At 67.2% G+C, this 20,834-nt stretch carries 22 protein-coding genes and 2 pseudogenes; 6 read left to right on the top strand and 18 right to left on the bottom strand.

The features are described 5' to 3' along the window. Window positions 1-6: 6 nt before the first annotated feature. From HJG53_RS07245 to HJG53_RS19100, 7 genes and pseudogenes are all read right to left on the bottom strand, one after another. Complete coding sequence (locus tag HJG53_RS07245; RefSeq protein WP_254447589.1) at window positions 7-1,335, bottom strand: dicarboxylate/amino acid:cation symporter; 1,329 nt, start codon at window positions 1,333-1,335, stop codon at window positions 7-9. Beyond that, entirely contained in the window at window positions 1,332-2,936 is a 1,605-nt protein-coding gene (locus tag HJG53_RS18660; protein WP_171129013.1) for a choline dehydrogenase, read from the bottom strand. The genes HJG53_RS07245 and HJG53_RS18660 overlap by 4 nt, the downstream gene beginning before the upstream one ends. A gap of 153 nt (window positions 2,937-3,089) precedes the next feature. Continuing rightward, window positions 3,090-3,383, bottom strand: coding sequence for a LuxR C-terminal-related transcriptional regulator (locus HJG53_RS19110; protein ID WP_171129011.1), 294 nt, complete (start codon window positions 3,381-3,383; stop codon window positions 3,090-3,092). Then, window positions 3,311-3,940 (bottom strand): PAS domain-containing protein, encoded by a 630-nt coding sequence (locus HJG53_RS07230; RefSeq protein ID WP_171129009.1) that lies wholly within the window; start codon window positions 3,938-3,940, stop codon window positions 3,311-3,313. The genes HJG53_RS19110 and HJG53_RS07230 overlap by 73 nt, the downstream gene beginning before the upstream one ends. Window positions 3,941-3,950: 10 nt before the next feature. Further along, window positions 3,951-4,493: a hypothetical protein gene (locus HJG53_RS18655; protein WP_254447588.1), complete on the bottom strand. Its 543-nt coding sequence runs from the start codon at window positions 4,491-4,493 to the stop codon at window positions 3,951-3,953. A gap of 13 nt (window positions 4,494-4,506) precedes the next feature. Then, window positions 4,507-4,674: pseudogene (locus tag HJG53_RS19105) on the bottom strand (hypothetical protein); the annotation flags it as partial. A gap of 17 nt (window positions 4,675-4,691) precedes the next feature. Next, a pseudogene (locus HJG53_RS19100) lies at window positions 4,692-4,784 on the bottom strand (PAS domain-containing protein); the annotation flags it as partial. Window positions 4,785-4,815: 31 nt separating this feature from the next. Between HJG53_RS19100 and HJG53_RS18345 the strand changes: the two are divergent. After that, window positions 4,816-5,064 (top strand): alcohol dehydrogenase catalytic domain-containing protein, encoded by a 249-nt coding sequence (locus HJG53_RS18345; RefSeq protein WP_217352676.1) that lies wholly within the window; start codon window positions 4,816-4,818, stop codon window positions 5,062-5,064. Continuing rightward, the gene (locus HJG53_RS07215) at window positions 5,007-5,666 is read left to right on the top strand and encodes a zinc-binding dehydrogenase (RefSeq protein ID WP_217352675.1); all 660 of its coding nucleotides are present in this window, start codon (window positions 5,007-5,009) and stop codon (window positions 5,664-5,666) included. The genes HJG53_RS18345 and HJG53_RS07215 overlap by 58 nt, the downstream gene beginning before the upstream one ends. Here HJG53_RS07215 and moaC read toward each other — a convergent pair. The 6 genes from moaC to HJG53_RS07185 form a co-directional block, all read right to left on the bottom strand. Then, window positions 5,626-6,093, bottom strand: coding sequence for a cyclic pyranopterin monophosphate synthase MoaC (gene moaC, locus HJG53_RS07210; protein WP_171129005.1), 468 nt, complete (start codon window positions 6,091-6,093; stop codon window positions 5,626-5,628). The genes HJG53_RS07215 and moaC overlap by 41 nt on opposite strands. After that, the gene (gene trpC / locus HJG53_RS07205; RefSeq protein ID WP_171129003.1) at window positions 6,090-6,869 is read right to left on the bottom strand and encodes an indole-3-glycerol phosphate synthase TrpC; all 780 of its coding nucleotides are present in this window, start codon (window positions 6,867-6,869) and stop codon (window positions 6,090-6,092) included. Before trpC ends, moaC begins: the two co-directional genes overlap by 4 nt. A gap of 84 nt (window positions 6,870-6,953) precedes the next feature. Then, a complete protein-coding gene (gene trpD, locus HJG53_RS07200) occupies window positions 6,954-7,952 on the bottom strand; it encodes an anthranilate phosphoribosyltransferase (RefSeq protein WP_171129001.1) in 999 nt (332 codons plus the stop codon). Beyond that, window positions 7,949-8,539 (bottom strand): aminodeoxychorismate/anthranilate synthase component II, encoded by a 591-nt coding sequence (locus HJG53_RS07195; RefSeq protein ID WP_171128999.1) that lies wholly within the window; start codon window positions 8,537-8,539, stop codon window positions 7,949-7,951. Before HJG53_RS07195 ends, trpD begins: the two co-directional genes overlap by 4 nt. A gap of 145 nt (window positions 8,540-8,684) precedes the next feature. Beyond that, a complete protein-coding gene (locus HJG53_RS07190) occupies window positions 8,685-9,725 on the bottom strand; it encodes an alpha/beta fold hydrolase (protein ID WP_171128997.1) in 1,041 nt (346 codons plus the stop codon). A 9-nt stretch (window positions 9,726-9,734) separates the two neighbouring features. Next, on the bottom strand, window positions 9,735-10,025 hold the full coding sequence (locus HJG53_RS07185; protein WP_171128995.1) for a chorismate mutase: 291 nt from the start codon (window positions 10,023-10,025) through the stop codon (window positions 9,735-9,737). Between the two features lie 58 nt (window positions 10,026-10,083). Here HJG53_RS07185 and HJG53_RS07180 point away from each other — a divergent pair, with 58 nt between their 5' ends. Then, window positions 10,084-11,100, top strand: coding sequence for a polyprenyl synthetase family protein (locus HJG53_RS07180; protein ID WP_171128993.1), 1,017 nt, complete (start codon window positions 10,084-10,086; stop codon window positions 11,098-11,100). A gap of 240 nt (window positions 11,101-11,340) precedes the next feature. Here HJG53_RS07180 and HJG53_RS07175 read toward each other — a convergent pair whose 3' ends face one another. Then, window positions 11,341-12,984 carry a M28 family metallopeptidase gene (locus tag HJG53_RS07175; RefSeq protein ID WP_171128991.1) on the bottom strand — a complete coding sequence of 548 codons (1,644 nt, stop codon included), beginning with the start codon at window positions 12,982-12,984 and terminating at the stop codon, window positions 11,341-11,343. Window positions 12,985-13,256: 272 nt separating this feature from the next. On the opposite strand from HJG53_RS07175, the gene HJG53_RS07170 reads away from it, so the two are divergent. Beyond that, complete coding sequence (locus HJG53_RS07170) at window positions 13,257-13,895, top strand: YoaK family protein (protein WP_171128989.1); 639 nt, start codon at window positions 13,257-13,259, stop codon at window positions 13,893-13,895. On the opposite strand, the gene HJG53_RS07165 is transcribed toward HJG53_RS07170, so the two are convergent. Next, window positions 13,873-15,036 carry a trans-acting enoyl reductase family protein gene (locus HJG53_RS07165; protein WP_171128987.1) on the bottom strand — a complete coding sequence of 388 codons (1,164 nt, stop codon included), beginning with the start codon at window positions 15,034-15,036 and terminating at the stop codon, window positions 13,873-13,875. The two genes, HJG53_RS07170 and HJG53_RS07165, sit on opposite strands and share 23 nt — an antisense overlap. Window positions 15,037-15,158: 122 nt before the next feature. Between HJG53_RS07165 and HJG53_RS07160 the strand changes: the two genes are divergently transcribed. After that, window positions 15,159-15,974 carry a formate/nitrite transporter family protein gene (locus HJG53_RS07160; RefSeq protein ID WP_171128985.1) on the top strand — a complete coding sequence of 272 codons (816 nt, stop codon included), beginning with the start codon at window positions 15,159-15,161 and terminating at the stop codon, window positions 15,972-15,974. On the opposite strand, the gene HJG53_RS07155 is transcribed toward HJG53_RS07160, so the two are convergent. After that, window positions 15,971-17,602: a methyl-accepting chemotaxis protein gene (locus tag HJG53_RS07155; RefSeq protein ID WP_171128983.1), complete on the bottom strand. Its 1,632-nt coding sequence runs from the start codon at window positions 17,600-17,602 to the stop codon at window positions 15,971-15,973. The two genes, HJG53_RS07160 and HJG53_RS07155, sit on opposite strands and share 4 nt — an antisense overlap. 108 nt (window positions 17,603-17,710) lie before the next feature. Here HJG53_RS07155 and trxB point away from each other — a divergent pair, with 108 nt between their 5' ends. Then, entirely contained in the window at window positions 17,711-18,682 is a 972-nt protein-coding gene (trxB, locus tag HJG53_RS07150) for a thioredoxin-disulfide reductase (protein ID WP_171128981.1), read from the top strand. A gap of 10 nt (window positions 18,683-18,692) precedes the next feature. Here the strand turns inward: trxB and HJG53_RS07145 are convergent, their stop codons facing one another. Next, window positions 18,693-19,082 carry a hypothetical protein gene (locus tag HJG53_RS07145; protein ID WP_171128980.1) on the bottom strand — a complete coding sequence of 130 codons (390 nt, stop codon included), beginning with the start codon at window positions 19,080-19,082 and terminating at the stop codon, window positions 18,693-18,695. Between the two features lie 80 nt (window positions 19,083-19,162). Continuing rightward, window positions 19,163-20,815, bottom strand: coding sequence for a Na+/H+ antiporter (locus HJG53_RS07140; RefSeq protein ID WP_254447587.1), 1,653 nt, complete (start codon window positions 20,813-20,815; stop codon window positions 19,163-19,165). Window positions 20,816-20,834: the final 19 nt, after the last annotated feature.

Below are 20,834 nucleotides of genomic sequence, written 5' to 3'. Positions count from 1 at the left end.
GGCGGATCAACTGGCCGTTCCGCCGTGCGTGTGGTCGATCGGCGGCAGCGCGGTTCCGGCGAGGGCGTCGTGCAGGCGGTCGCGGTCCAGCGCGTTCTGCCAGCGTCCGACGACGATCGTCGCTACCGCATTGCCGATGAAATTGGTGAGCGCCCGGCATTCGGACATGAACCGGTCGACGCCCAGGATCAGCGCCATGCCGGCGACCGGCACGCTGGGCACGACCGACAAGGTGGCGGCGAGGGTGATGAAGCCGGCGCCGGTCACGCCCGCCGCGCCCTTCGAACTGAGCATCGCGACGCCGAGCAGTAGCAATTGCTCGCCCCAGCTCAATTCGATGCCGAGCGCCTGCGCGATGAACAGACTGGCGAGCGACATGTAGATGTTGGTGCCGTCGAGATTGAAGCTGTAGCCGGTGGGCACCACGATCCCGACCACCGTCTCGTCCACCCCGGCCCGCTCCATCTTGTCGATCAGGCTCGGCAGTGCGGCTTCGGACGAGGAGGTGCCCAGGACAAGCAGCAGCTCTTCCTTCAGATAGGCGATCAGGCGGAAGATCGAGAAACCGGCTGCGAGCGCGATCCCGCCCAGCACGACAGCCACGAAACCTAGCGAAGTCGCGTAGAAGGTCGCCACAAGGCCGATCAGGTTCAGCACCGACCCGATGCCGTACTGCCCGATCGTAAAGGCGAAGGCGCCGAATGCGCCGATCGGCGCCGCGCGCATGAAGATCGACACGAGCTTGAAGAAGATGTCGGTCAGCACCTCCAACACGGTCAAGACTGGCGTGGCGCGGTGGCCGATCAGCGCCAGCGCGATGCCGAACGGGATGGCGACGAACAGCACCTGCAGGATGTTGCCGCCGGTCAGTGCGCCGGCGAATGTCTCCGGCACGATATCGAGCAGGAAGCCGGTCAGCGTCAGCTCGTGCGACTTGGCCGCATAGTCGGACACCGCGCCCGCATCGAGTGTCGCCGGATCGATCGCCATGCCGGCACCTGGCCGCACGAGATTGGCAACCACCAGCCCCCAGACGAGCGCGAACGTCGAGACGAGCAGGAAATAGGCGAACGCCTTGGCCGCGACCGAGCCGACCGTGCCGAGGTTCCGCATGCGGCCGATGCCGGTCGCGATCGTCAGGAAGATCACCGGCGCGATGAGCATCTTCACGATCTTGATGAAGGCGTCGCCGAGCGGCTTCAGCGCGACGCCGATGCCCGGCCAGAAATGCCCGACCAGCGCACCGGCCACGATCGCGACGAGCACCTGCACATAGAGTTGCCGCCACAGCGGGCGACGGGCGGCGTCCGTTTCGGGAGGGCGGCTGGCAATCAACTTCGCGCAGCCCGGATGACGTCGCTCGCCTTTTCGGCGATCATGATGGTCGGCGCATTGGTGTTGCCCGTGATCAGCGCGGGCATCACGCTGGCGTCGACCACGCGCAGTCCCTCGACCCCGCGCACCTTCAGCTGCGGATCGACGACGCTGGCCGGATCGCTGCCCATCCGGCAGGTGCCGACCGGATGGTAGATCGTCTCGGCCCAGTCGCGGATCGCTGCGACCTGTGCGTCTCGATCGGTCACCCCGTCGCCCGGCCACACCTCCGGCCCGCGATAGCCATCGAACGCTGGCGCCCGCGCGATCCGGCGCGTGACCTCGATGCCGGCAAGCAGCGCGTCGAGATCGGCGGGCGCGGAGAGATAGTCCGGATCGATCGCCGGATGCGCCGCCGGCTCGGGCGACTTGAGGCGGATGGTGCCGCGGCTTTCCGGCCGCAACTGGCAGATGTGCATCTGGAACCCATGCTCCGGCCCCATGCCCCCGCGCCCGTGCGGCGGCACCAAAGCGGCAACGAAGTGGATCTGCATGTCCGGCGCGGCGAGGCCCGGGCGCGTCGAGAAAAAGGCGCCGGCAGGGGTCGGGATATAGCTGCCTTGGCCCTGCTTGCGGAACAGCCACTGCGCGAAGGTCGCGATCTGCGCGGGGAGCCGGGCATTGGCGTTCAGCGACACTCGTTGGGTGCAGCGCCATTGCAGGATCACGTCGAGATGGTCCTGCAGATTGGCGCCGACGCCGGGCCTGTCCTGGATCACGGCGATGCCATGTTCCCGCAGATGTGCCGGCGGCCCGATCCCCGACAGCATCAGCAGCTGCGGCGAGTTGATCGCACCACCGCACAGGATCGTCTCACCGCCGCGCACCGTCTCCTGCGTACCGCGACGCTGCAGCTCCACGCCGGTCGCGCGGCCTTCCTCGACCAGCACGCGCTCGACCAGTACGTCGGTCCACACGACGAGGTTGGGCCGCTTCAGCGCCGGCTGGAGATAGGCCTTGGCCGCAGACCAACGACAGCCATTGCTGGTCGTCGAGTCATAGATGCCGGCGCCTTCCAGCTGTGCGCCGTTGAAGTCGTCGGTACGCCCGATGCCGACCTGTTCGGAGGCTGCCAGGAAGGCGTCGATCAGCGGATTGGCCAGCGTGCGAGTCGACGTGTGGAGCGGTCCCTCGCCGCCATGAATGTCGCAGGCACCGCGTTCGGACCGCTCGGCGCTGCGGAAATAGGGGAGCACATCGTCCCAACCCCAGCCGGTGCAGCCAAGCTGTGCCCACCGATCATAATCGCTCGCATGACCACGGATATAGACCATACCGTTGATCGACGAGGAGCCCCCGAGCGCCCGTCCGCGCGGCCAATAGAGGCGGCGGCCATTCAGGTGGCGCTGCGGCTCGGTCCAGTAGTTCCAATTCGCCTTGTGCTGCTTCTCCGGCGGCAGGATCTGGGCGATGCCAGCCGGCATGTGAAACATCGCGCCCTTGTCGCGCCCGCCTGCCTCCAGCAGCAGCACGCGGATCGAAGGATCGGCGGACAGCCGGTTCGCCAGCACGCATCCCGCGCTGCCGGCTCCCACGATGATGTAGTCGAACGAAGCGCTCACCTCGCTTACATCGCAGTCAGCACTGGCTGGTGCAACAGCGGCAATGTGGCGCGCTAGCGGTCCGCGTCATCTTCCTCGTCGATCGCTGCCGTGCTGACCCTCGCGATTATGACTGGGCGAGCGCTTCGGCGGCTGATCGGGGAGGCGCCGCGTTCAGCCTGATGGATGTTTGCTTCGGGCTGTGCTCGCTGACTGCGCCATCCCCGCCGACAGGGCGATCTGGAGCAGTTCAGTCAGGCTGCTCGCATTCATTCGGTTCATGACCTGGGCACGATGGAGTTCGACCGTGCGCGGACTGATGCCCAGCCTTTGGCCGATCGACGTGTTCGTCCCGCCGGCGACGAGGCCGACCAGTACCTCGCGTTCTCGCGGTGTCAGCCGGGCAATGCGGGCGCCGGCGCTCTCATCATGCGTGGGCGGGCGAACCGTGCTGGCGCATTCCACCATTGCAGCGAGCAGCGTCGTGCGGAATGTGGCCTCCTCGCCCACGACCAGGTAATCGGCTGTGCCCGCTTCATCGCCGTTACGCCGTTCCCGACGCCCTGACCGGGCGCGTCGAGTGCGATGGTGGGCAAGGCAATCATTCGCGATTTCAGCTCGCGCGGAATGGAGAGACCGTTCGCCCTGGCTTGCCGGAGGTCGATGAGCACGCAGCCGCAGGTGAGAATCGGCGCTACGTCGAGAAACTCCGAGCTGGTGGCGAACACTCGGACGCGATAGCCTTCGGTTCTGAGAAGTGCGGCGAGCCGCCGCGCCTCGGCAGTCCGGCTACAGACGATATAGGCTTGGCGGGCAGCCTCGGGAGTGAGGTCTTCCGTGATTCCGCCGATCCGGCTAACCTCGACGCTTTCGTCGATTATCGGGAAGCTGGTCTCTCGCAAGGTCCGGATCGCGCCATCGATCGGCCTGACGATCCGGAATTCGAACTGCACGGTCTCGCCGGCCGTGACGCTTTCCAGTGCGCGTTCGACTTGCTGCTGGTCCTCGGGATGAACATCCTTCATCCAGTCCGAGCTATCGATGGGAGCATCGGAAAGCGGAATCCCCAAATTCGCTCAAAGGCAGCGCTCCGGTAGATGGTCTTGCCACGCACCGGGTCGCTGACCCAGATGAGATTGCTGCTGTTTTCCGAAAAGCCCGGAACAGCGCCTCGCTGGCCCCAACTTCGGCCTCTTTGGCCCGCTGCGCCGTTACGTCGAGGGCGGCACCGATAAAGCCGATTGCCTGACCCTTGGCGAAGATCGTTTGCCGGGCTGTCGCAATGTGCCGGGTAATCCCATCAATGCGCCCGATCACCCGATATTCGATGTTGTAACGCCCGTTTCCGGCCGGATCGGCGCAGGCGGCGATCGCTTGCCTGACGCGCTGCACGCGGTGGATGCCGGCCTCGAACACCTCGTTGGTGACCTCGGCGTCGGGTGGGAGACCCCACATGGACCGCAGGCGATCGTCCCATCTGAGCTCGCCGCTCAACGGATCCCACGAATAGACGGCGACACCGACCAGCTCGGTTGCGGCACGCGGTCGGGCTTCGGTGGTCCTCAGCTCCACCTCCATCGTGATGCTCGCTCGTGTCGCGGGAGACCCCGACGACAAGATCGACCGAACCATCCGCGCCGCGAGCCGGCCCCCAAAGATACGAGAAATAGGCTGCCCGGCGGGTCGGGCTGCGATAAACGACTTCGTCTTCGACGGTCACACCCTCGGTCAGTACCCGACGATATGGCCGTTGAGCCACCGCGACAGGTCGGGAGGTTAGCCAAGGTCGGCCACGCTCTTGCCGAGCATCTCGTCTGCCGACAGATTAAAGAGAGCCAGCATGGCTGTATTTGCGTAGGCGAACCGCCGTTGCCGATCGAACGCTTAGATCATCCCGGCGATGCTGCCGGTCGATGTCATGGGCCATGAGACGATGGGCGAGGTGGTCGATCTTGGCCCCGAGGCCAAGGCGCGCGGCAATCTCAGCATACGCGACCGCGTCGTCATCCCCTTCACGATCATCTGCGGCGAGTGCGACCAGTGCAAACGCGGCAATTTCTCCGTCTGCCAGCGCTCCAATCGGAAAAAGGATTGGCCGAAAAGGTCTTCGGTCATTCAACGGCCGGGCTGTTCGGCTATAGCCACCTGACAGGCGGCTATGCGGGTGGGCAGGCCGAATATCTGCGCGTACCCTTCGCGGACGCGACGTACATCAAGGTGCCGAACGGAATTCCGGACGAGAAGCTGCTGTTCCTCAGCGACATTCTACCGACCGGCTGGCACGCGGCTATGCAGGCCGACATCCAGCCCGGCGACACTGTTGCGATCTGGGGCTGCGGCCCCGTCGGGCAGATGACCATCCGCAGCGCCATTCTTCTTGGCGCGGAGAAAATCATTGCGATCGATTTCCTGCCGGAGCGACTCTCGATGGCGGAAGCCGCCGGTGCGATCACGATCGACTTCGAGAAGGAGAGCTTGACCGAGCGGCTGACCGAACTCACCGGTGGCGAAGGCGCGCACAAGTGCATCGACGCGGTCAGCTTCGAACACCATGTCTGCCTGGGCCAGCCGGACACGATCCTCGATCGCTTCAAGCAGTTCACTTTGCTCGAGAATGATCGCGGGCAGGTGCTGCGCGAGATGATCTGCAACTGCCGTCCGGCCGCAGCGGAAGCCTTGTCCCGAAACAAGTTCGGGATGACGAAAGCGGTTACGCCCGCCAGTCACCCGATTTGCCACCCGTTTTGCTGACTAGGCGCACGGCCTCGATCACCATCGCTTTGTCGAGCGCCTTGGCCATGTCGTAGAGCGTCAGCAGGGCGACGGAAGCGGCGGTGAGAGCTTCCATTTCAACGCCGGTCTGCCCCTGGACCCCGACCGTGGCGGTGACCGCAACCGCATCCGCCTCGAACGCAAAGTCGACCGCGGCACGGGTAATCGGCAGCGGGTGGCAGAGGGGAATGAGGTCGCTGGTGCGTTTCGCCGCCATAATGCCGGCGACGCGGGCGACAGCGAGCGCATCGCCCTTCTTGATCGACCCCGAGCGGATCGCCTCCAGCGCCTCGGCGCTCATCCGGATGCGGCCGGTGGCGACCGCTTCGCGTGCGGTGACGGGCTTGCCGGCGACATCGACCATGTGCGCCGCGCCCGCTTCGTCGAGGTGCGTGAGCTTGCTCATCGGCCGAGCAGCGCGCGCGTCGCCGCCTCCACATCCGCCTGGCGCATCAGCGCTTCGCCGACGAGGAAGCAGCGCACGCCATGCTCCGCCATTTCGGCCAGGTCGGCATGGCTGGTCAGCCCGCTCTCGGCGACGAAGGTGCAGCCCGGCGGGGCGCGGCCCACCAGCTCATAGGTACGGGCGAAATCGACCGAGAAGTCGCGCAGGTCGCGATTGTTCACGCCGATCAGGCGGGAGCGGAGCCGGAGGGCGCGGTCGAGTTCGTCCGCGTCATGCACTTCGATCAGCGCGTCCATGCCGTGCTCGACCGCAGCCGCCTCGATCTCGGCCATCTGGTCGTCGGAGAGAGCGGCGGCGATGATCAGGATCGCGTCGGCGCCGAGCGCGCGGGCCTCGGCCACCTGCCACGGATCGACCATGAAGTCCTTGCGCAGCACCGGCAGCGCACAGGCGGCTCGCGCGGCAACGAGATAGTCGTCCGCGCCCTGAAAATAGCGTTCGTCAGTCAGTACCGACAGGCAGGCGGCACCGCCGGCTTCATAGGCGCGCGCATGGGCGGGCGGATCGAAGTCGGCCCGGATCAGGCCCTTGGACGGGCTGGCCTTCTTGATCTCGGCGATGAGGCCGAAGCCGGGCGCCTCGTCGAGCGCGCGCCGGAAGCCGCGCGGAGGTGATTGTGCAAGAACGCGGGCATTTTGATCAGCTTGGCTCGTGCTGCGCTTGCGGTCCGCGACCTCCGCGCGCTTGTGGGCACAGATTTCCTGGAGCTTGTTCATCGCCTTCCCCCTTATCCGCTCGCTTCGAGCGAAGTCGAGAAGCGCGTATCTCGACTTCGCTCGATACGAACGGAGCGGGGAAGGTCAGCGATACGCAATCCAGCAATCCAGCAAGGCATTGGCAAGGCCGTTGTCGAGCGCCTCGCCCGCTTCCTCCACGCCTTCGGCCAAGGTCTCGACCCGGCCGGCGACCATCAGTGCGGCAGCGCTGTTGAGCAGCACGGCGTCGCGATAGGCACCCTGCTCGCCCTGCAGCAGCCGGCGGAGCGCGGCGGCATTGTAGACGGCATCATCGCCGCGCAGCGCCTCGGGCGGATGGCTCGGCAGCCCTGCCTCGGAGGGGGAGATGCGCAGCGTGCCTTCGCCGCAGCGGCCGATCCGCACGATGGTGCTCGGTCCGGATATCGACAGTTCGTCGAGCGGCTCGTCGCCGGCGACCAGCATCGCCGCCTCCACGCCGAGCAATTCGATTGCGCCGGCATAGGTCGGCATGAAGTCGGGACGGGCGATGCCGATCAGCTGCCGCGTCACCCGCGCCGGGTTGCAGATCGGCCCGACCAGGTTGAACACGGTGCGGCGACCGATCTTGCGCCGGATCGGGCCGAGCGCCGCCAGCGCGGGGTGATGCTGCTGCGCGAACAGGAAGGCGATGCCGATATCGGCCAGGCTGCGATCGGCGGTCGCGGCCGCGATGTCGAGGTCGAGGCCGAGCGCTTCCAGGGTGTCCGCGGCGCCCGCCTTGGACGAGGCAGCGCGGTTGCCGTGTTTGGCGACGGGCACGCCGAGCGCGGCGACGACGACCGCGACGGCAGTCGAGATGTTGAGGCTGTGCTGCCCGTCAGCGCCGGTGCCGCAGACGTCGATCGCGCCCGCGGGCGCCGTCACCTCGATCATGCGGGCGCGCATCGCCCGCGCGCAGGCGGCGATCTCGATGCTGGTCTCGTCGCGCAGCGCCATGTCAGTGAGGAAGCGCGCGACCTCGTCCGGATCGCAGCGCCCGTCGAGCATGTCGGCAAAGGCCTGCTCGGCGGTGGCGTGGTCGAGCGGCGAAGCCGCGTCCGGCAGCAATGCGAGACGGCTCACGCCCGCTCCATCACCTTCACGCCCGCCAGGCGCATGAAGTTGGCGAGCATGTCGTGGCCATGCTCGGTCGCGATGCTCTCGGGATGGAATTGCACGCCGTGGATCGGCAGGCTGCAGTGCATGAAGCCCATCACGCTGCCGTCCGGCGCGCGGGCATTGACGCGGAGCGCGTCGGGCAGCCCTTCCTCGGGCACGATCAGCGAGTGATAACGAGTGGCGGTGAACGGAGAGGGCAGGCCCTCGAACAGCCCGGTGCCGTCATGCTCCACGGGCGAGGTCTTGCCGTGCATCAGCCCGCCGCGCACGACCTGACCGCCGAAATGCTGGCCGATCGCCTGGTGGCCCAGGCACACGCCGAGCAGCGGCCGCTTCGCCTCGGCAGCGGCTGCGACCAGCTCCAGCGACACACCGGCTTCATTCGGCGTGCACGGTCCCGGCGAGATCAGGAACGCCTCCGCGCCCGACGACAGGGCCTGGCCGGCCGAGATGGCGTCATTGCGCACCACCTCCACCTCGGCGCCCAGCTCCATCAGATAATGGACCAGGTTCCAGGTGAAGCTGTCGTAATTGTCGATGACGAGGATCATGGGTCGGCTCTAGCCCCGAGCTCCTTCCCCGTCATCCCGAACTTGTTTCGGGACAAGGATGGGGTAGCGGGCACTGCGAGGGTTAGCGAAAACTTGGAGTGACGGTCGCCTTGTCCCGAAACAAGTTCGGGATGACGAAGGTGGGTTATTCCGAGCGCTTCAACAGCTCCACCAGCTCGCCCTTCCAGAACTTCGCCCAGGTGTGGGTGCCGTGCCCCTTGGTCTCGGCGCTTTGCGGGATCAGGATGAACTTGCCGTTCGGCAGCCGCTTCGCCTCGCGTTCGGCGATGCCGAGGCCGGGCGGGTTGATGAAGTCGTCGGCCGAGTTCATCCAGGTGACCGGCATCGTCATCCGCTCGAGCAAAGGCTGCGGGTTGTAGGTGCGCGAGCTGTCGAGCTGCCAGATCAGGTCTTCGGCGTCGCGGCCCTTGATCGTCGCGTCGAAGCGGGTGGCGAGCAAAGCTTCAGCCTTCTCTCGCGTCGGCGCCTCGGCCTGGGTCGCGACGGGGTTGAGGCCGGCGAGCAGCAGCAGGTCGGCGGCGGTGCGCATGCCCTTGACCGGATCGTCGCGCAGCGCGTCGATCGCCATCTTGCGCCACATCCGGTTCTGGCCCGCGATCTCGACCGGCAGGCACGCCATCGGCATCATCGCCTGGATCCGCTCCGGATGGGTCGTGCCCCAGACGAAGCCGTGCATGCAGCCCATGGATGTACCGAACAGCAGCCGCAGCTTCCTGACACCCAGATGATCGAGCAGCTTCGCCTGCGCCGCGACCATGTCGGCATAGTCGTAATGCGGGAAACGCTCGTGCATCCAGTCGCTCGGCTTGGACGAGGCGCCATGGCCGATATTGTCCGGCATGATGATGAAATAGCGGCGGATGTCGAGCGGCTGGCCGGGGCCGTACAGCTCGTTCGCGAATTGCGGGCTGAGGAACTGCTTGCCACTGCCGCCGGTGCCGTGCAGCACCACCACCGCGTTGTCGATCTCACCGGCCTTGTTCCGGTGCGGCGTGCCGAGCGTCGCATAATGCAGCCGCAGCTCGGGCAGGCTCTCGCCGCTGGCGAAGCGGAAATCACGCAGGGTGAGGTCGGCTTCCCTGGTCGGCCAGGCAGGGGAGGGCGGCGTCTGCGGGGCGGCGATCGGAGCGGCCTGCAGCAACAGGGATAGCGCGAAACTCAGCATCTTGTGGCGTCAGCCTTCCTGCATGCGAGCGTGGTGGCGGATCACTTCGTCGATGATGAAGCGGAGAAACTTCTCGGAGAATTCCGGATCGAGCCGGGCTTCCTGGGCAAGCCGGCGGAGCCGTTCGATCTGGCGATCCTCGCGGCCGGGGTCGGCCGGCGGCAGGCCATGCTCCGCCTTATACGCGCCGACCGCCTGCGTGATCTTGAACCGCTCGGCCAGCATGAAGACCAGCGCGGCATCGATATTGTCGATGCTCTCGCGATAACGCGTCAGGCGGTCGTCAGCTTGGTTCGTCATAGCCACCCCGTTCGGCAGCCTTGCCATAAGGCGGGGTGCGCGCCACATGCAACCGCGCATGAGCGCTACTCTTCACCGCATCGACGGCGCGCCCGCGACGCCGTCGCTCGACCCGATGGTTCGCCTGGTCGCACACGACATGAACGCGGTGAACAGCGTCATTCTCGACCGGATGCAGTCCGACATCCCGCTGATCCCGGAGCTGGCCGGGCACCTGATCGCCGGCGGCGGCAAGCGGATGCGACCGATGCTGACGCTCGCGTGCGCCAGGCTGCTCGACTATCCCGGCACCCGCCATCACAAGCTCGCGGCCGCCGTCGAGTTCATCCACACCGCGACCCTGCTGCATGACGATGTCGTCGACGGCTCCGACCTGCGGCGCGGCCGCCGCACGGCCAACATCATCTGGGGCAATCCGGCGAGCGTGCTGGTCGGCGACTTTTTGTTCAGCCGTTCCTTCGAACTGATGGTCGAGGATGGCAGCCTCAAGGTGCTGCGCATCCTGTCCAACGCCTCGGCGGTGATCGCGGAAGGGGAAGTCAACCAGCTGACCGCCCAGCGCCAGGTGGGCACGACCGAAGAGCGCTATCTCGCCATCATCGGCGCGAAGACGGCAGCCCTGTTCGCCGCCGCCTGCCGCATCGCCGCGGTTGTGGCGGAGCGGCCGGAGGCGGAAGAGCTCGCGCTCGACGCCTATGGCCGCAATCTGGGCATCGCCTTCCAACTCGTCGACGACGCGATCGACTATGCGTCTGACGCGGCGACGATGGGCAAGGGCGTGGGCGACGATTTCCGCGACGGCAAGGTCACGCTGCCGGTGATCCTCGCTTATGCCCGCGGCTCGGCCGAGGAGAAGGCGTTCTGGCACGACGCGATGATGGGCCACCGGATCGGCGACGAGGATCTGGCGCGCGCCACTGCCCTGCTGCGCGACACCGGTGCGCTGGACGATACGCTCGCCCATGCCCGTCATTATGGCCAGCGCGCGATCGACGCGCTCGGCGGGTTCGGCCCGAGCGCGGCCAAGGCGGCGCTGACCGAAGCCGTCGCCTTCGCCGTCGCGAGAGCTTACTAGCAGAGGCGCCTGCGACAAACTGCGACAAATTCATGTGATGGCCGACATAGGTTTGCGACCGCTCGCCGCGATATACTGATCCCGACAGCGCGGTTCACCCCTTCCCCGCTGTCCGAACCACGGCAGGGCCACCCCTCCTTGCCGTCCAGGACGACCCAAAGTCCGGGCCCCGCTCCCCACCCCTGGAGCGGGGCCCTTACTTTTTTGCCTAGCATCAAATCGCTCGGGACGAGCGATGACTTACCGGCGCTCGGCCGCGCTCTTGTCGCGGGCGGCGCGGAACTCGCTGTCGGTGCTCCAGTTCGGCCAGGTGCGGCTGTTGGCGAGCTGGCTGCCGAGCGCGTGGAGCAGGTCCAGGTCGGCGGTGACGCCGGTGAGGTTCCAGTCCGCGCTCCATTCGTCGGCGGGCTGGTGGTAGCGGTCGCGGGTATAAACCTTGCCCAGTTCTTCGCCGCGCGCGGTGCCGCCCTCGACCAGGTCGTTGCCGGCTTCGAACGAGATGGCGGGCACGCCGCGCTTGGCGAAGGGAAAGTGGTCGGAGCGGTAGAAGCCCCCCGATTCCGGATGCGGATCGGGCGTGAAGCTGCGGTTCCGGGTGGCGGCGATGCGGGTCAGCTCGTCGAGCAGGCCGAGCCGGGCCGTACCCGAGATGCTGAAGTTTCGCGCCGGCCCGGCAACGCCGGCACTGTCGGTGTTGATCACGCCGACGGTCTTCGCCAGCGGGTAGAGGGGGTTGGCGGCATAATATTCCGAGCCGAGCAGCCCCTTCTCCTCGGCGGTGACCGCGAGGAACAGCAGGGAGCGCTTCGTCTTGGGGCCGTTGGCGAAGGCGCGGGCGAGCTCCAGCATCTCGGCGATGCCGGACGCATTGTCGACCGCGCCATTATAGATGCGGTCACCGCGCGCATCGGGCTGGCCGACGCCGAGATGGTCCCAATGGCCGGAGAAGACGACCACCTCGTCCGGATGCTGGCTGCCGGGTAGCACGCCCGCGACATTGTGCGAGGTGATGACTTCGGCGTCGACGTCGTAATCGGCCGAGAAGGTCGCCTTGAGCGGCACCGGCTTGAAGCCGCGGGTCTGTGCACGCCGCTTCTCCGCTTCGAAGTCGAGCCCCGACGCCTTGAAGATGGCGACCGCTTGGTCGCGCTGGATCCAGGCTTCGACCGGGGTGTGCGCGGCCTTCGGGTCCTTGCGGACGATGTCGAACATGGTGTTGGTGTTCGAGTTCTTGACCGTGTTCCAGCCATAGGAGGCGGGCGCGGTCTCGTGCACGATCAGCACGCCGGCAGCGCCGCGCTTGGCGGCTTCCTCATATTTATAGGTCCAGCGGCCGTAATAGGTCATGGCCTTGCCGCCGAAATCGCCTTGGCCGGTCTCGAAATCCGGATCGTTGACGAGCACGACGAGCATCTTGCCCTTGACGTCCAGGCCTTTGAAATCGTCCCACTTCCGTTCAGGTGCGGTGACGCCATAGCCGACGAAGACGAGCGGCGCGTTGTTGATGGTGACGTGCTTCTGGCCGGTGAGCGGCGCGCGGACGGAGATCTGCTCGCCCTGGGTGATCGGCATCGGCTTGCCGGCGACGGTCAGCACCAGCTTCGGATCGGCGCCGCGGATCGAGGTGCGGAGCAAAGGCACCTTCTGGTACCAGCTGCGCTTTCCGTTCTCCAGATCGCCGGCGGGCTGCAGCCCGGCCTCGGCCATGGTCTTGGAGATATAGGCGATCGTCTTCTCCTCGCCGGCGGTCGCGGGGCCGCGGCCTTCGAATTCGTCGGACGAGAGGGTGCGGATATCCTGCGTCAGCCGTTCGGTGCTGAACTGCGGCGCCTGAGCGATGGCCGCGGTGGAGAGCAGGGCGATAAGGGGAATGAGGTTGCGCATGCCGTGTCTTACCCGCGGAGAACGAGCGAAGTCGAGTAAGCGGTGATGCGATTGAAATCGCACGATACGAGTATGTTACGCCTGCGTTCCTGATCTGGATCGGGAACCCGCGAGCCGCTCGCCCGTTCTTGGCTACGGAACTTGCTTCCCCCCTTCGCAAGTTCCTTGTTCCCGCGTTGGCGCCCCGCTGCTCACCCCCCCAAGCAGCGGGGCGCATCGCGTTTCGGCCGCAGCCTATCGACAAGCACCGGCCGTTGGGGGATGCCGCGGCCATGACCCGCCTGGATTTGCGCGCACGCATCTTCGCCATCGGCCTGGCGGCCATCGCCGGCTTCGTCGATGCGATCGGCTACAGCCAGTCGGGCGGCTTCTTTGTCTCGTTCATGAGCGGAAATTCTACCCGGCTCGGCGTGGGCCTGGGGCGGGGAAGCGATGAGGCGCTCGTAGCCGGGGTCCTGATCGGCTGCTTCGTGCTGGGCGTCGCGGGCGGCACGATCGCCGGCCGCAACGGCGCGCGGCGGCAGGCCGCCGTGCTCGGGCTGGTGGCGGCCGCCCTGACCATCGCCGCCCTGTGCGCAACGACGGGCGCGGCCTGGCCCGCCATGCTGCTCGCCGCGTTCGCGATGGGCGCGGAGAATGCCACCTTCGAGGATGGCGGGGAGGTGAGGGTGGGCCTCACCTATATGACCGGTACGCTGGTCAAGATCGGCCAGCGTCTCGCCAATCTTGCCACCGGGCGCCCGACGGACGGACTGGGAGCTTATTTCCAGCTATGGCTCGGGCTGGTCGGTGGCGCGACGATCGGCGCCTTTGCCTTTGGGCGGGTGGGCTCGCAGGCGCTTTGGGCCGCCGCTGCACTGGCAGCGGCGATGGCGCTGCTGGCCCGCGTCAGCTCTCCTCGACAAAGCTGAGGCCAGCGCGGCTTTCGAGCCGCTTCACCAGCGCGTCGCCCATGATCGCGCCGGGGGTCCAGATGCCGCCTTGGCCGGTCTGGTCCTCGACCAGGCACAAGGCGCTTTCGGCGATCATCTTCGACGTCGAGCCATAGCCGGGGTCGCGGTCGCCCTTGACCGACAGGCGCGCGCCGCGGCCGTCCGGATATTCGGCGACGAACAGGATGTCGTAGAACCCGTTCTCGCGATCCTCCTTGCTGGGGCCCTCGCCCGGCTTGGGCCCGCCTTCGCCGCCGAACGGGTTGTACTTGGCGATCGCTTCCGCCGCCGCCTTGCCCATTTCGCCAAGGCCCGGCGCCACCATCATCTCGTCATAGCGGAAGTCGCGGCCATAAGGGTGGCCGAGCAGGACATTGGTGCGGTGGACATTCTTGGTGTTGATCGGCGCCATCACGAACGGCGCCACCCAGGCGTTCACCGCGCTGTCGAAATGCGGCAGCATCATGTTGGGCTGGTCGGGCCCCTCGAAACCGGGCGTCAGGCCGAAGGAACTGCCGAGCACCTTCACCAGCGACGGGTTCCTGGCAAGCGCGGCGAGGGTCGCCTTCAGGCTGGCCGCGGTGCCGCCGGAAAAGCCGCCCTGCATCGCGCGCACGCGGCCCTTGATGCGCGGCGCCGGCGTGCCGAACCGCTCGGTGCAGAGCTTCTGCAGCTGCTGGACGCCCAGGTCGAACGGAATCGAATCGAAGCCACAGGAAAAGACGATGCGCGCGCCACTCGCCTTCGCCTCGTCCTGGTGCTTGTCGATCATCTCACGCATCCAGCCCGGCTCGCCGCACAGATCGACATAGCCGGTGCCGTGGGCGGCGCAGGCGGCAACCAGTGGCGTGCCGTAGAGCTGATAGGGGCCGACCGTGGTGATCACGACATCGGCGCGCTGGACCAGCGCCGCGACGCTCGCCGGATCGGCGGCGTCGGCCACCACCAGCGGCAGTGCGGCCGGCGCGCCAATCTCCGCCCGCACCTGCTCGAGCTTTGCCTGGCTGCGCCCCGCCATCGCCCAGCGCAGGTCCGGATAATTGGCCGCGAGATATTCGGCGACGAGCCGGCCCGTAAAGCCGGTCGCGCCATAGACGATGATCGAGAACTCACGCGCCATCTGACCCTCCGCTCCTCACCTGTCGCGCCGCAGCTGAATTGCGACTTACCGGCGGAGCATAACATCGGCTGGAGAGGGAGCCAGCACCGATCTGAATCGCTGCCCGCGTGGAGGAGCAGCGCTTGGAGGACGCCAAGGCCAAACTCAGCGAAGACGAAAAGGTGGAGGTGGACGAGCATAGCCCCCCTTCCGCCAAGGTGGTCCATACGGCCGTGTCGAACCAAGGGGACGAGGAGCTGGGTCGGCCTGCCTCGTCCCTGTTCTGGTCGGCCGTCGCGGCCGGCGTCGCCATCATGGCATCCGTCTCCATGAGCGGAGCGCTGCACCATTATCTCCCAGAGGCCGCATGGCGCGAGGCGGTGGTGGCGCTGGGCTATCCCACCGGCTTCCTGATCGTGGTGCTGGGGCGGATGCAGCTGTTCACCGAGCAGACCGTGGTCGCAATCCTGCCGCTCGCGCGCCAGTTCACATCGCACAATCTCGGCCGTGTCGCTCGGCTCTGGTCGCTCGTGCTGCTCGGCAACCTGGTCGGCACAGCCGCGGTTGCGGCGCTGGCGGTCTTCGGCCGGGTTCAATCACCGGAGATGCTGACGGGCATGCTCTCCGTGGCCGCCAAGATCCAGGAGCGCGACTTTCTGGCGACATTGCTGCAGGCGATCCCGGCCGGTTTCCTGATGGCATCGATCGCCTGGATGCGATCCGCTGAAGACAGTGCCGCATTCTGGATCGTGCTGTTCCTGACCTTCGTGATCGGCCTGTGCGGCTTTGCCCATGTCGTCGTGGGGGCGGCCGAAGCCTTTCTGCTGGTCTGGGCGGGCGACGCCGGCCTCGGCTGGGCGCTGGGCGGATTTCTGCTCCCCGCGCTGATCGGCAACGTGATCGGCGGGACTGGGCTATTCGCAGTGTTGATTCACGCGCAGGTGCAACGCGAGATCTAGGCGGCCCGCAGGCGGCTCAGGAAGTCGCCGGCGGCGGTGGTCAGGGTTCGGCTTTGCCTATCCAGGGCTTGGGCGAGGTCGCGCATCGAGTCCGTGAAGGCGCCGGTCTGGCGCGCGTGCTCGGCGAGTTGGGCCATGTTGGCGTGGACGTCCTCGGCATCCTCGGCGGCGGCGGCGGCGTTGCGGCCGATATGGTCGGAAGCGTGGCGCTGCTGCGTCACTGCCTCGGCGATCGCGGCGGCGCCGTCGCCGACCGAATCCACTTGCGCGGAGGCACGCTCGACCGCTGCCAGCGCTCCCGAAACGCGCGCGCGGATGGCGGCGGCTGTCGCTCCGATCCGGCCGATCGCCGTGCCCGTCTGAGTGGCGAGCGTCTTCACCTCCTGGGCGACGACGGCAAAGCCACGCCCGGCTTCGCCAGCCCGCGCCGCCTCGATCGTCGCATTGAGGGCGAGCAGGTTGGTGTTGGCGGCGATGTCCTGAATGAGCGTGGCGACGCTGGCGATGTCTTCCGCGCTGGCGGCGAGTTCGTTCAGGGCCAAGCGCGTTTCCTCGGCCGAGTGGCGCGCCGTGCCGCTGGAAGCGACCTGCTCTTCGACCCTAGCGGAGACATGGCCGACGGTCTCGACCATCTGCGCGGAGGCCGCGGCGACACTGGCCACCGCCTGGCTAGCGCTGGTCGCACGATCGGCGACGGTCAGCGCCTTGCTGCTCGTTTCCTGGCCGATCTGGTGCAAGGCGCCGGACGATTGCTGCAATTGACCGACCGCGTCGCCGAGGCTGCGCACGACGGCCATCACGCTCGCTTCGAACTGGCTGCCGAGGCGGAGCAGTTCGTCGCGATGCCGTTCCTGCTCCTGAGCGCGTGCCGCTTCGCGCTCGGACTGAAGCGCGAGCCGCTCGGCCGCGCGGTGCTCCAGCTCCCGCCGCTCGCGCTCCCGCTCGGCGGCTTCGGCGCGGCGCACCTCTTCGGCCGAGATCAGCTGTCCGACGAAGAGATTGGAGAGATCGAAGAACACCCGCGTCAGCATGAAGATGTATAGGGTGATCGCGCAGTAGAGGGCCGGCGGGATATGGATGGGCTGCAGCGCAAATGCAGTGGCGAGCCCGAGTCCCATCACCGCCGTATAAGCGAGCGCGGCTAGCGGCAGCATGGCGAGGATCAGTCCGCCGACGCACATCGCCCCGACCATGATCGAGAACAAATAGATGCGGACCGACTCGCCGGCCGTCAGCAGTGGCGCCACGAGCATCGCCGCCCAGACCAAACCCGTGGCCAGCGAATAGAGGTGGAGAATGCGCCGGCGCTGTTCGGCCGAGTGATAGCGAACCCGGCAAAAGGGCATGTGGGGCAGGTAGAAGAGGCTGCTCGCCGTCAGGCAGAACAGGGCCACGCAGCTGGCGAGCAGCGGCACATAATGTTCGACGCCGGAGAAGAGATAGGCGAACACGATGGATGCCGCCAGGTTGACCGGCGCGCCCTGCTTCACCTGTTTGGCGACTTCGCGCACCTGAGCGTCGACGATCTCGGAACGCACCCACAGGCTGCGGGTCACGCGCCGCCGTTCGGCGCGGGCAAACAGCCGCAGCCGCAGCAGCAAGGCATTGGAAATGGTGCGCGCGCTCATTCGCTCCGTCCGTCGGGAGCGAAACGGCTAACCTGAATCTGGTTAACGCGCCGTCAACCCCGTTTGCGTGGTGGCGCGCCGCCCCCTATCTGCTGGGGTGATAAGGGAATGACGATGACGATTCACAAGACGCGCATGCTGATCCTCGGCTCCGGACCCGCCGGCTTGTCCGCCGCCATCTATGGCGCGCGCGCGGGGCTGAAGCCGATCGTGGTGCAGGGCATCCAGCCCGGCGGCCAGCTGATGACGACCACCGATGTCGAGAATTATCCGGGCTTCGCGGACGTGATCCAGGGCCCCTGGCTGATGGAGCAGATGCAGAAGCAGGCCGAACATGTCGGCACCACGATGATGTACGACATCGTGACCGGCGTCGACCTGTCGCGGCGGCCGTTCCGGCTGACGGGCGACAGCGGCGATGTCTATGAGGGCGAGACGCTGGTGATCGCGACCGGCGCGCAGGCGAAATGGCTTGGCCTGGATAGCGAGCGGCATCTGGCGGGCAAGGGCGTGTCGGCCTGCGCGACGTGCGACGGCTTCTTCTATCGCGGCAAGAAAGTGGTCGTGATCGGCGGCGGCAACACCGCTGTCGAGGAAGCGCTGTACCTGACCAATCATTCGCCGGACGTGACGCTGATCCATCGCCGCGATTCGCTGCGGGCCGAGAAGATCCTGCAGGAGCGGCTGTTCGCCAATGAGCGGATCTCGGTGCTGTGGAACAAGCAGGTGGAGCGGTTCGTCAGCGGTGGGGAGCCCGAAGGGCTGGTCGGCGTGGACCTGAAAGACACCGTCACCGGGGCGCACAGCCATATCGGGTGCGACGGCGCGTTCGTAGCGATCGGCCATTCGCCCTCGACCGAGCTGTTCGGCCAGGCGCTGGAATTGGACGACGGCTATATCCGGGTCGAGCCCGGTACCTCGCGCACCGCCATTCCCGGCGTGTTCGCGTGCGGCGACGTGATGGACAAGCATTACCGCCAGGCGGTCACTGCCGCCGGCACCGGCTGTATGGCCGCGCTGGACGCCGAACGCTTCCTCGCCGAAGCGGATTTCGCGGCGCAGCGAGCTGTCGCCGCTTAGCGCCTTAGCGTCAGTAGCGGCCGACCAGCACGGGATCGCTGCCCGTCCGCCACAGCTCGCAGCCGCCCTCCGCCACGCAGGCCTGGGCGACCGCGACGGCCTCGGCCTCGCTGCGTGCGTCCACAGCCGTGACGCTTTCCGTCGAGCCATCGGACTTGCGGCAGACCAGCCGGTAGGGGGGTGCCTTCGGTGCTGGAGGCGCCTTCTTGCGCGCTCCGGCGCTGCGCCCGGACTTGCACGGGATGCCGAGGAGGTTGGCGCGGGTGCGCACGCCTTCACTGGAGCGGCCGAGCGCCTTGGCGATGTCTTCGAGGAACTCGCCCGCCTCGCAGCGGCGCCGCAGCTCGGCGTCGTCCGCCTCGGTCCAGGGCGCTCCTTTTCGGCGGGTCTCGGCGGGCATTTGCGGCTCCAGTGCTCCAATCCGGGCGGCGTTAGGCGAGTGGAGCTTAACGAACGGGTAAGCGCTTGTTTCGGAAGCGTTCAGCCATCGCGCTGGAAGATCGTCCCCATCTCCTCCAGGTCGAGGTCGCGTTCCAGATTGTGCAGCGTCTCGTCCTCGATCTGGCCGGCGCGGTGCTGGCGGATCAGCTCGGCGCGGCCGGCGGCGATCGCCAGCAGGGTCACGTCGAAGTGCGAGCGGATGCGCGCCATGAAGCCGTCGACATCCTGCGCATAACGCTCCGTCGCCTCGGCGCGCTTGCGATATTGTTCGAGCAGTTGCGGATGGATGAGCGTGCCGTCGCCGTCATAGGCATTGGCCTCGACGGCGGCCGCCTTGGCCCGCGCCACCGCGGCTTCCGAATCGGCGAGGCTGAGTCGGGCGGGCGGGTCCTTGTCCTCAGGCTGGAATCGCCGGATAAGCCAGCCGAGACTGGTGCCCTGCAGTACGACCGTAGCGAAGATGACGGCAAAGGCGGTGACCAGCATCAGGTCGCGGCCGGGCATCTGCGCCGGCAGGGTCAGGGCGACGGCGAGCGTCACCACGCCGCGCATCCCCGCCCAGCCGAGCACGACCGCCTGACGCGGTCCAAGCGGTCGCGCCCTGCGCCAGCCGAGACGGCGGAGCGCGGTGAGCATCACGTCGCTCCCGAAGACCCAGACGAATCGGGCGAGCACGACCGCGCCCAAGACTCCAAGGATCGGCAGCGCCATCGAGGCCGACACCGCCTCGAACCCGCCGACCCGTTCGACGACCGCGCGCAGCGAGAAGCCGATCAGGATGAACACCAAGGCCTCGAGCACGAACACCAGGGTCTGCCAAAAGGCGCTCCCGCGCAGCCGCACATTGGCGGGGAAGATCTCGTGCTGATACCAGCCAAGGATCAGCCCGGCCGTGACGGTCGCGATCACGCCCGAGACGTGCAGCCACTCGCCGGCGAGGTAAGCGCCCCAGCCGAGCAATGTCGTGGCCGCGATGATCAGCGTCTGGTCGTGCAGCCGCTTGACGATCAGCACCCAGCTCGCCCCGGCGCCGATGCCGACGGCCACCCCGCCCAAGGCGAGGAGCACGAAGCTCTGCACCGCTTCTCCGGCATCGAACACGCCGCTGAGCGTCGCTGCCACGGCGAAACGAAAGAGGACGAGGCCGGTCGCATCGTTGAGCAGGCTTTCGCCTTCGAGCAGCGCCGTCAGCCGGCGCGGCAGCACCACGCCGTGCAGCACCGCCCGCGCCGACACTGCGTCCGGCGGCGAGACGATGGCGCCCAATGCAAAGCAGGCGGCCCAGGGCAGCTGCGGCAAGAGCATATGGGTGACGCCCGCGACCGCGATCGTCGTGAACAGCACCGCGCCGACGGCCAGCGAGATGATGCCGGGCAGATGCCTCCGGAACCGGCCGAACGCGGTATAATAGGCGCCGTCCATCAGCAGCGGCGGCAGGAACAGCACCAGCGCGAGTTCGGGGTCCAGCACGATTTGAGGCAGGCCCGGCACGAAGGCGAGCGCGCCACCGCCGACCAGCAGCGCGGTCGCGGGCGGCAGGCCGATGCGCTGCGCCACCCAGTGCAGCGCGATCACCAGCGCCAGCAGCACCAGCACCACTTCGAACGTCTCAACGGGATGCATGCGCCCGTTCTTAGGGCGAAACGACATCAGCTGCCAGCGCCCGCGCCGGCTCAGAACCAGGCGGCCCATGACGCGTTGAGCGTCGGGC

Source organism: Sphingomonas sp. ID1715 (genome assembly GCF_013044515.1).
Classification (GTDB): Bacteria; Pseudomonadota; Alphaproteobacteria; order Sphingomonadales; family Sphingomonadaceae; genus Sphingomonas_B.
This window is presented reverse-complemented; position numbering and strand designations above follow the sequence as displayed.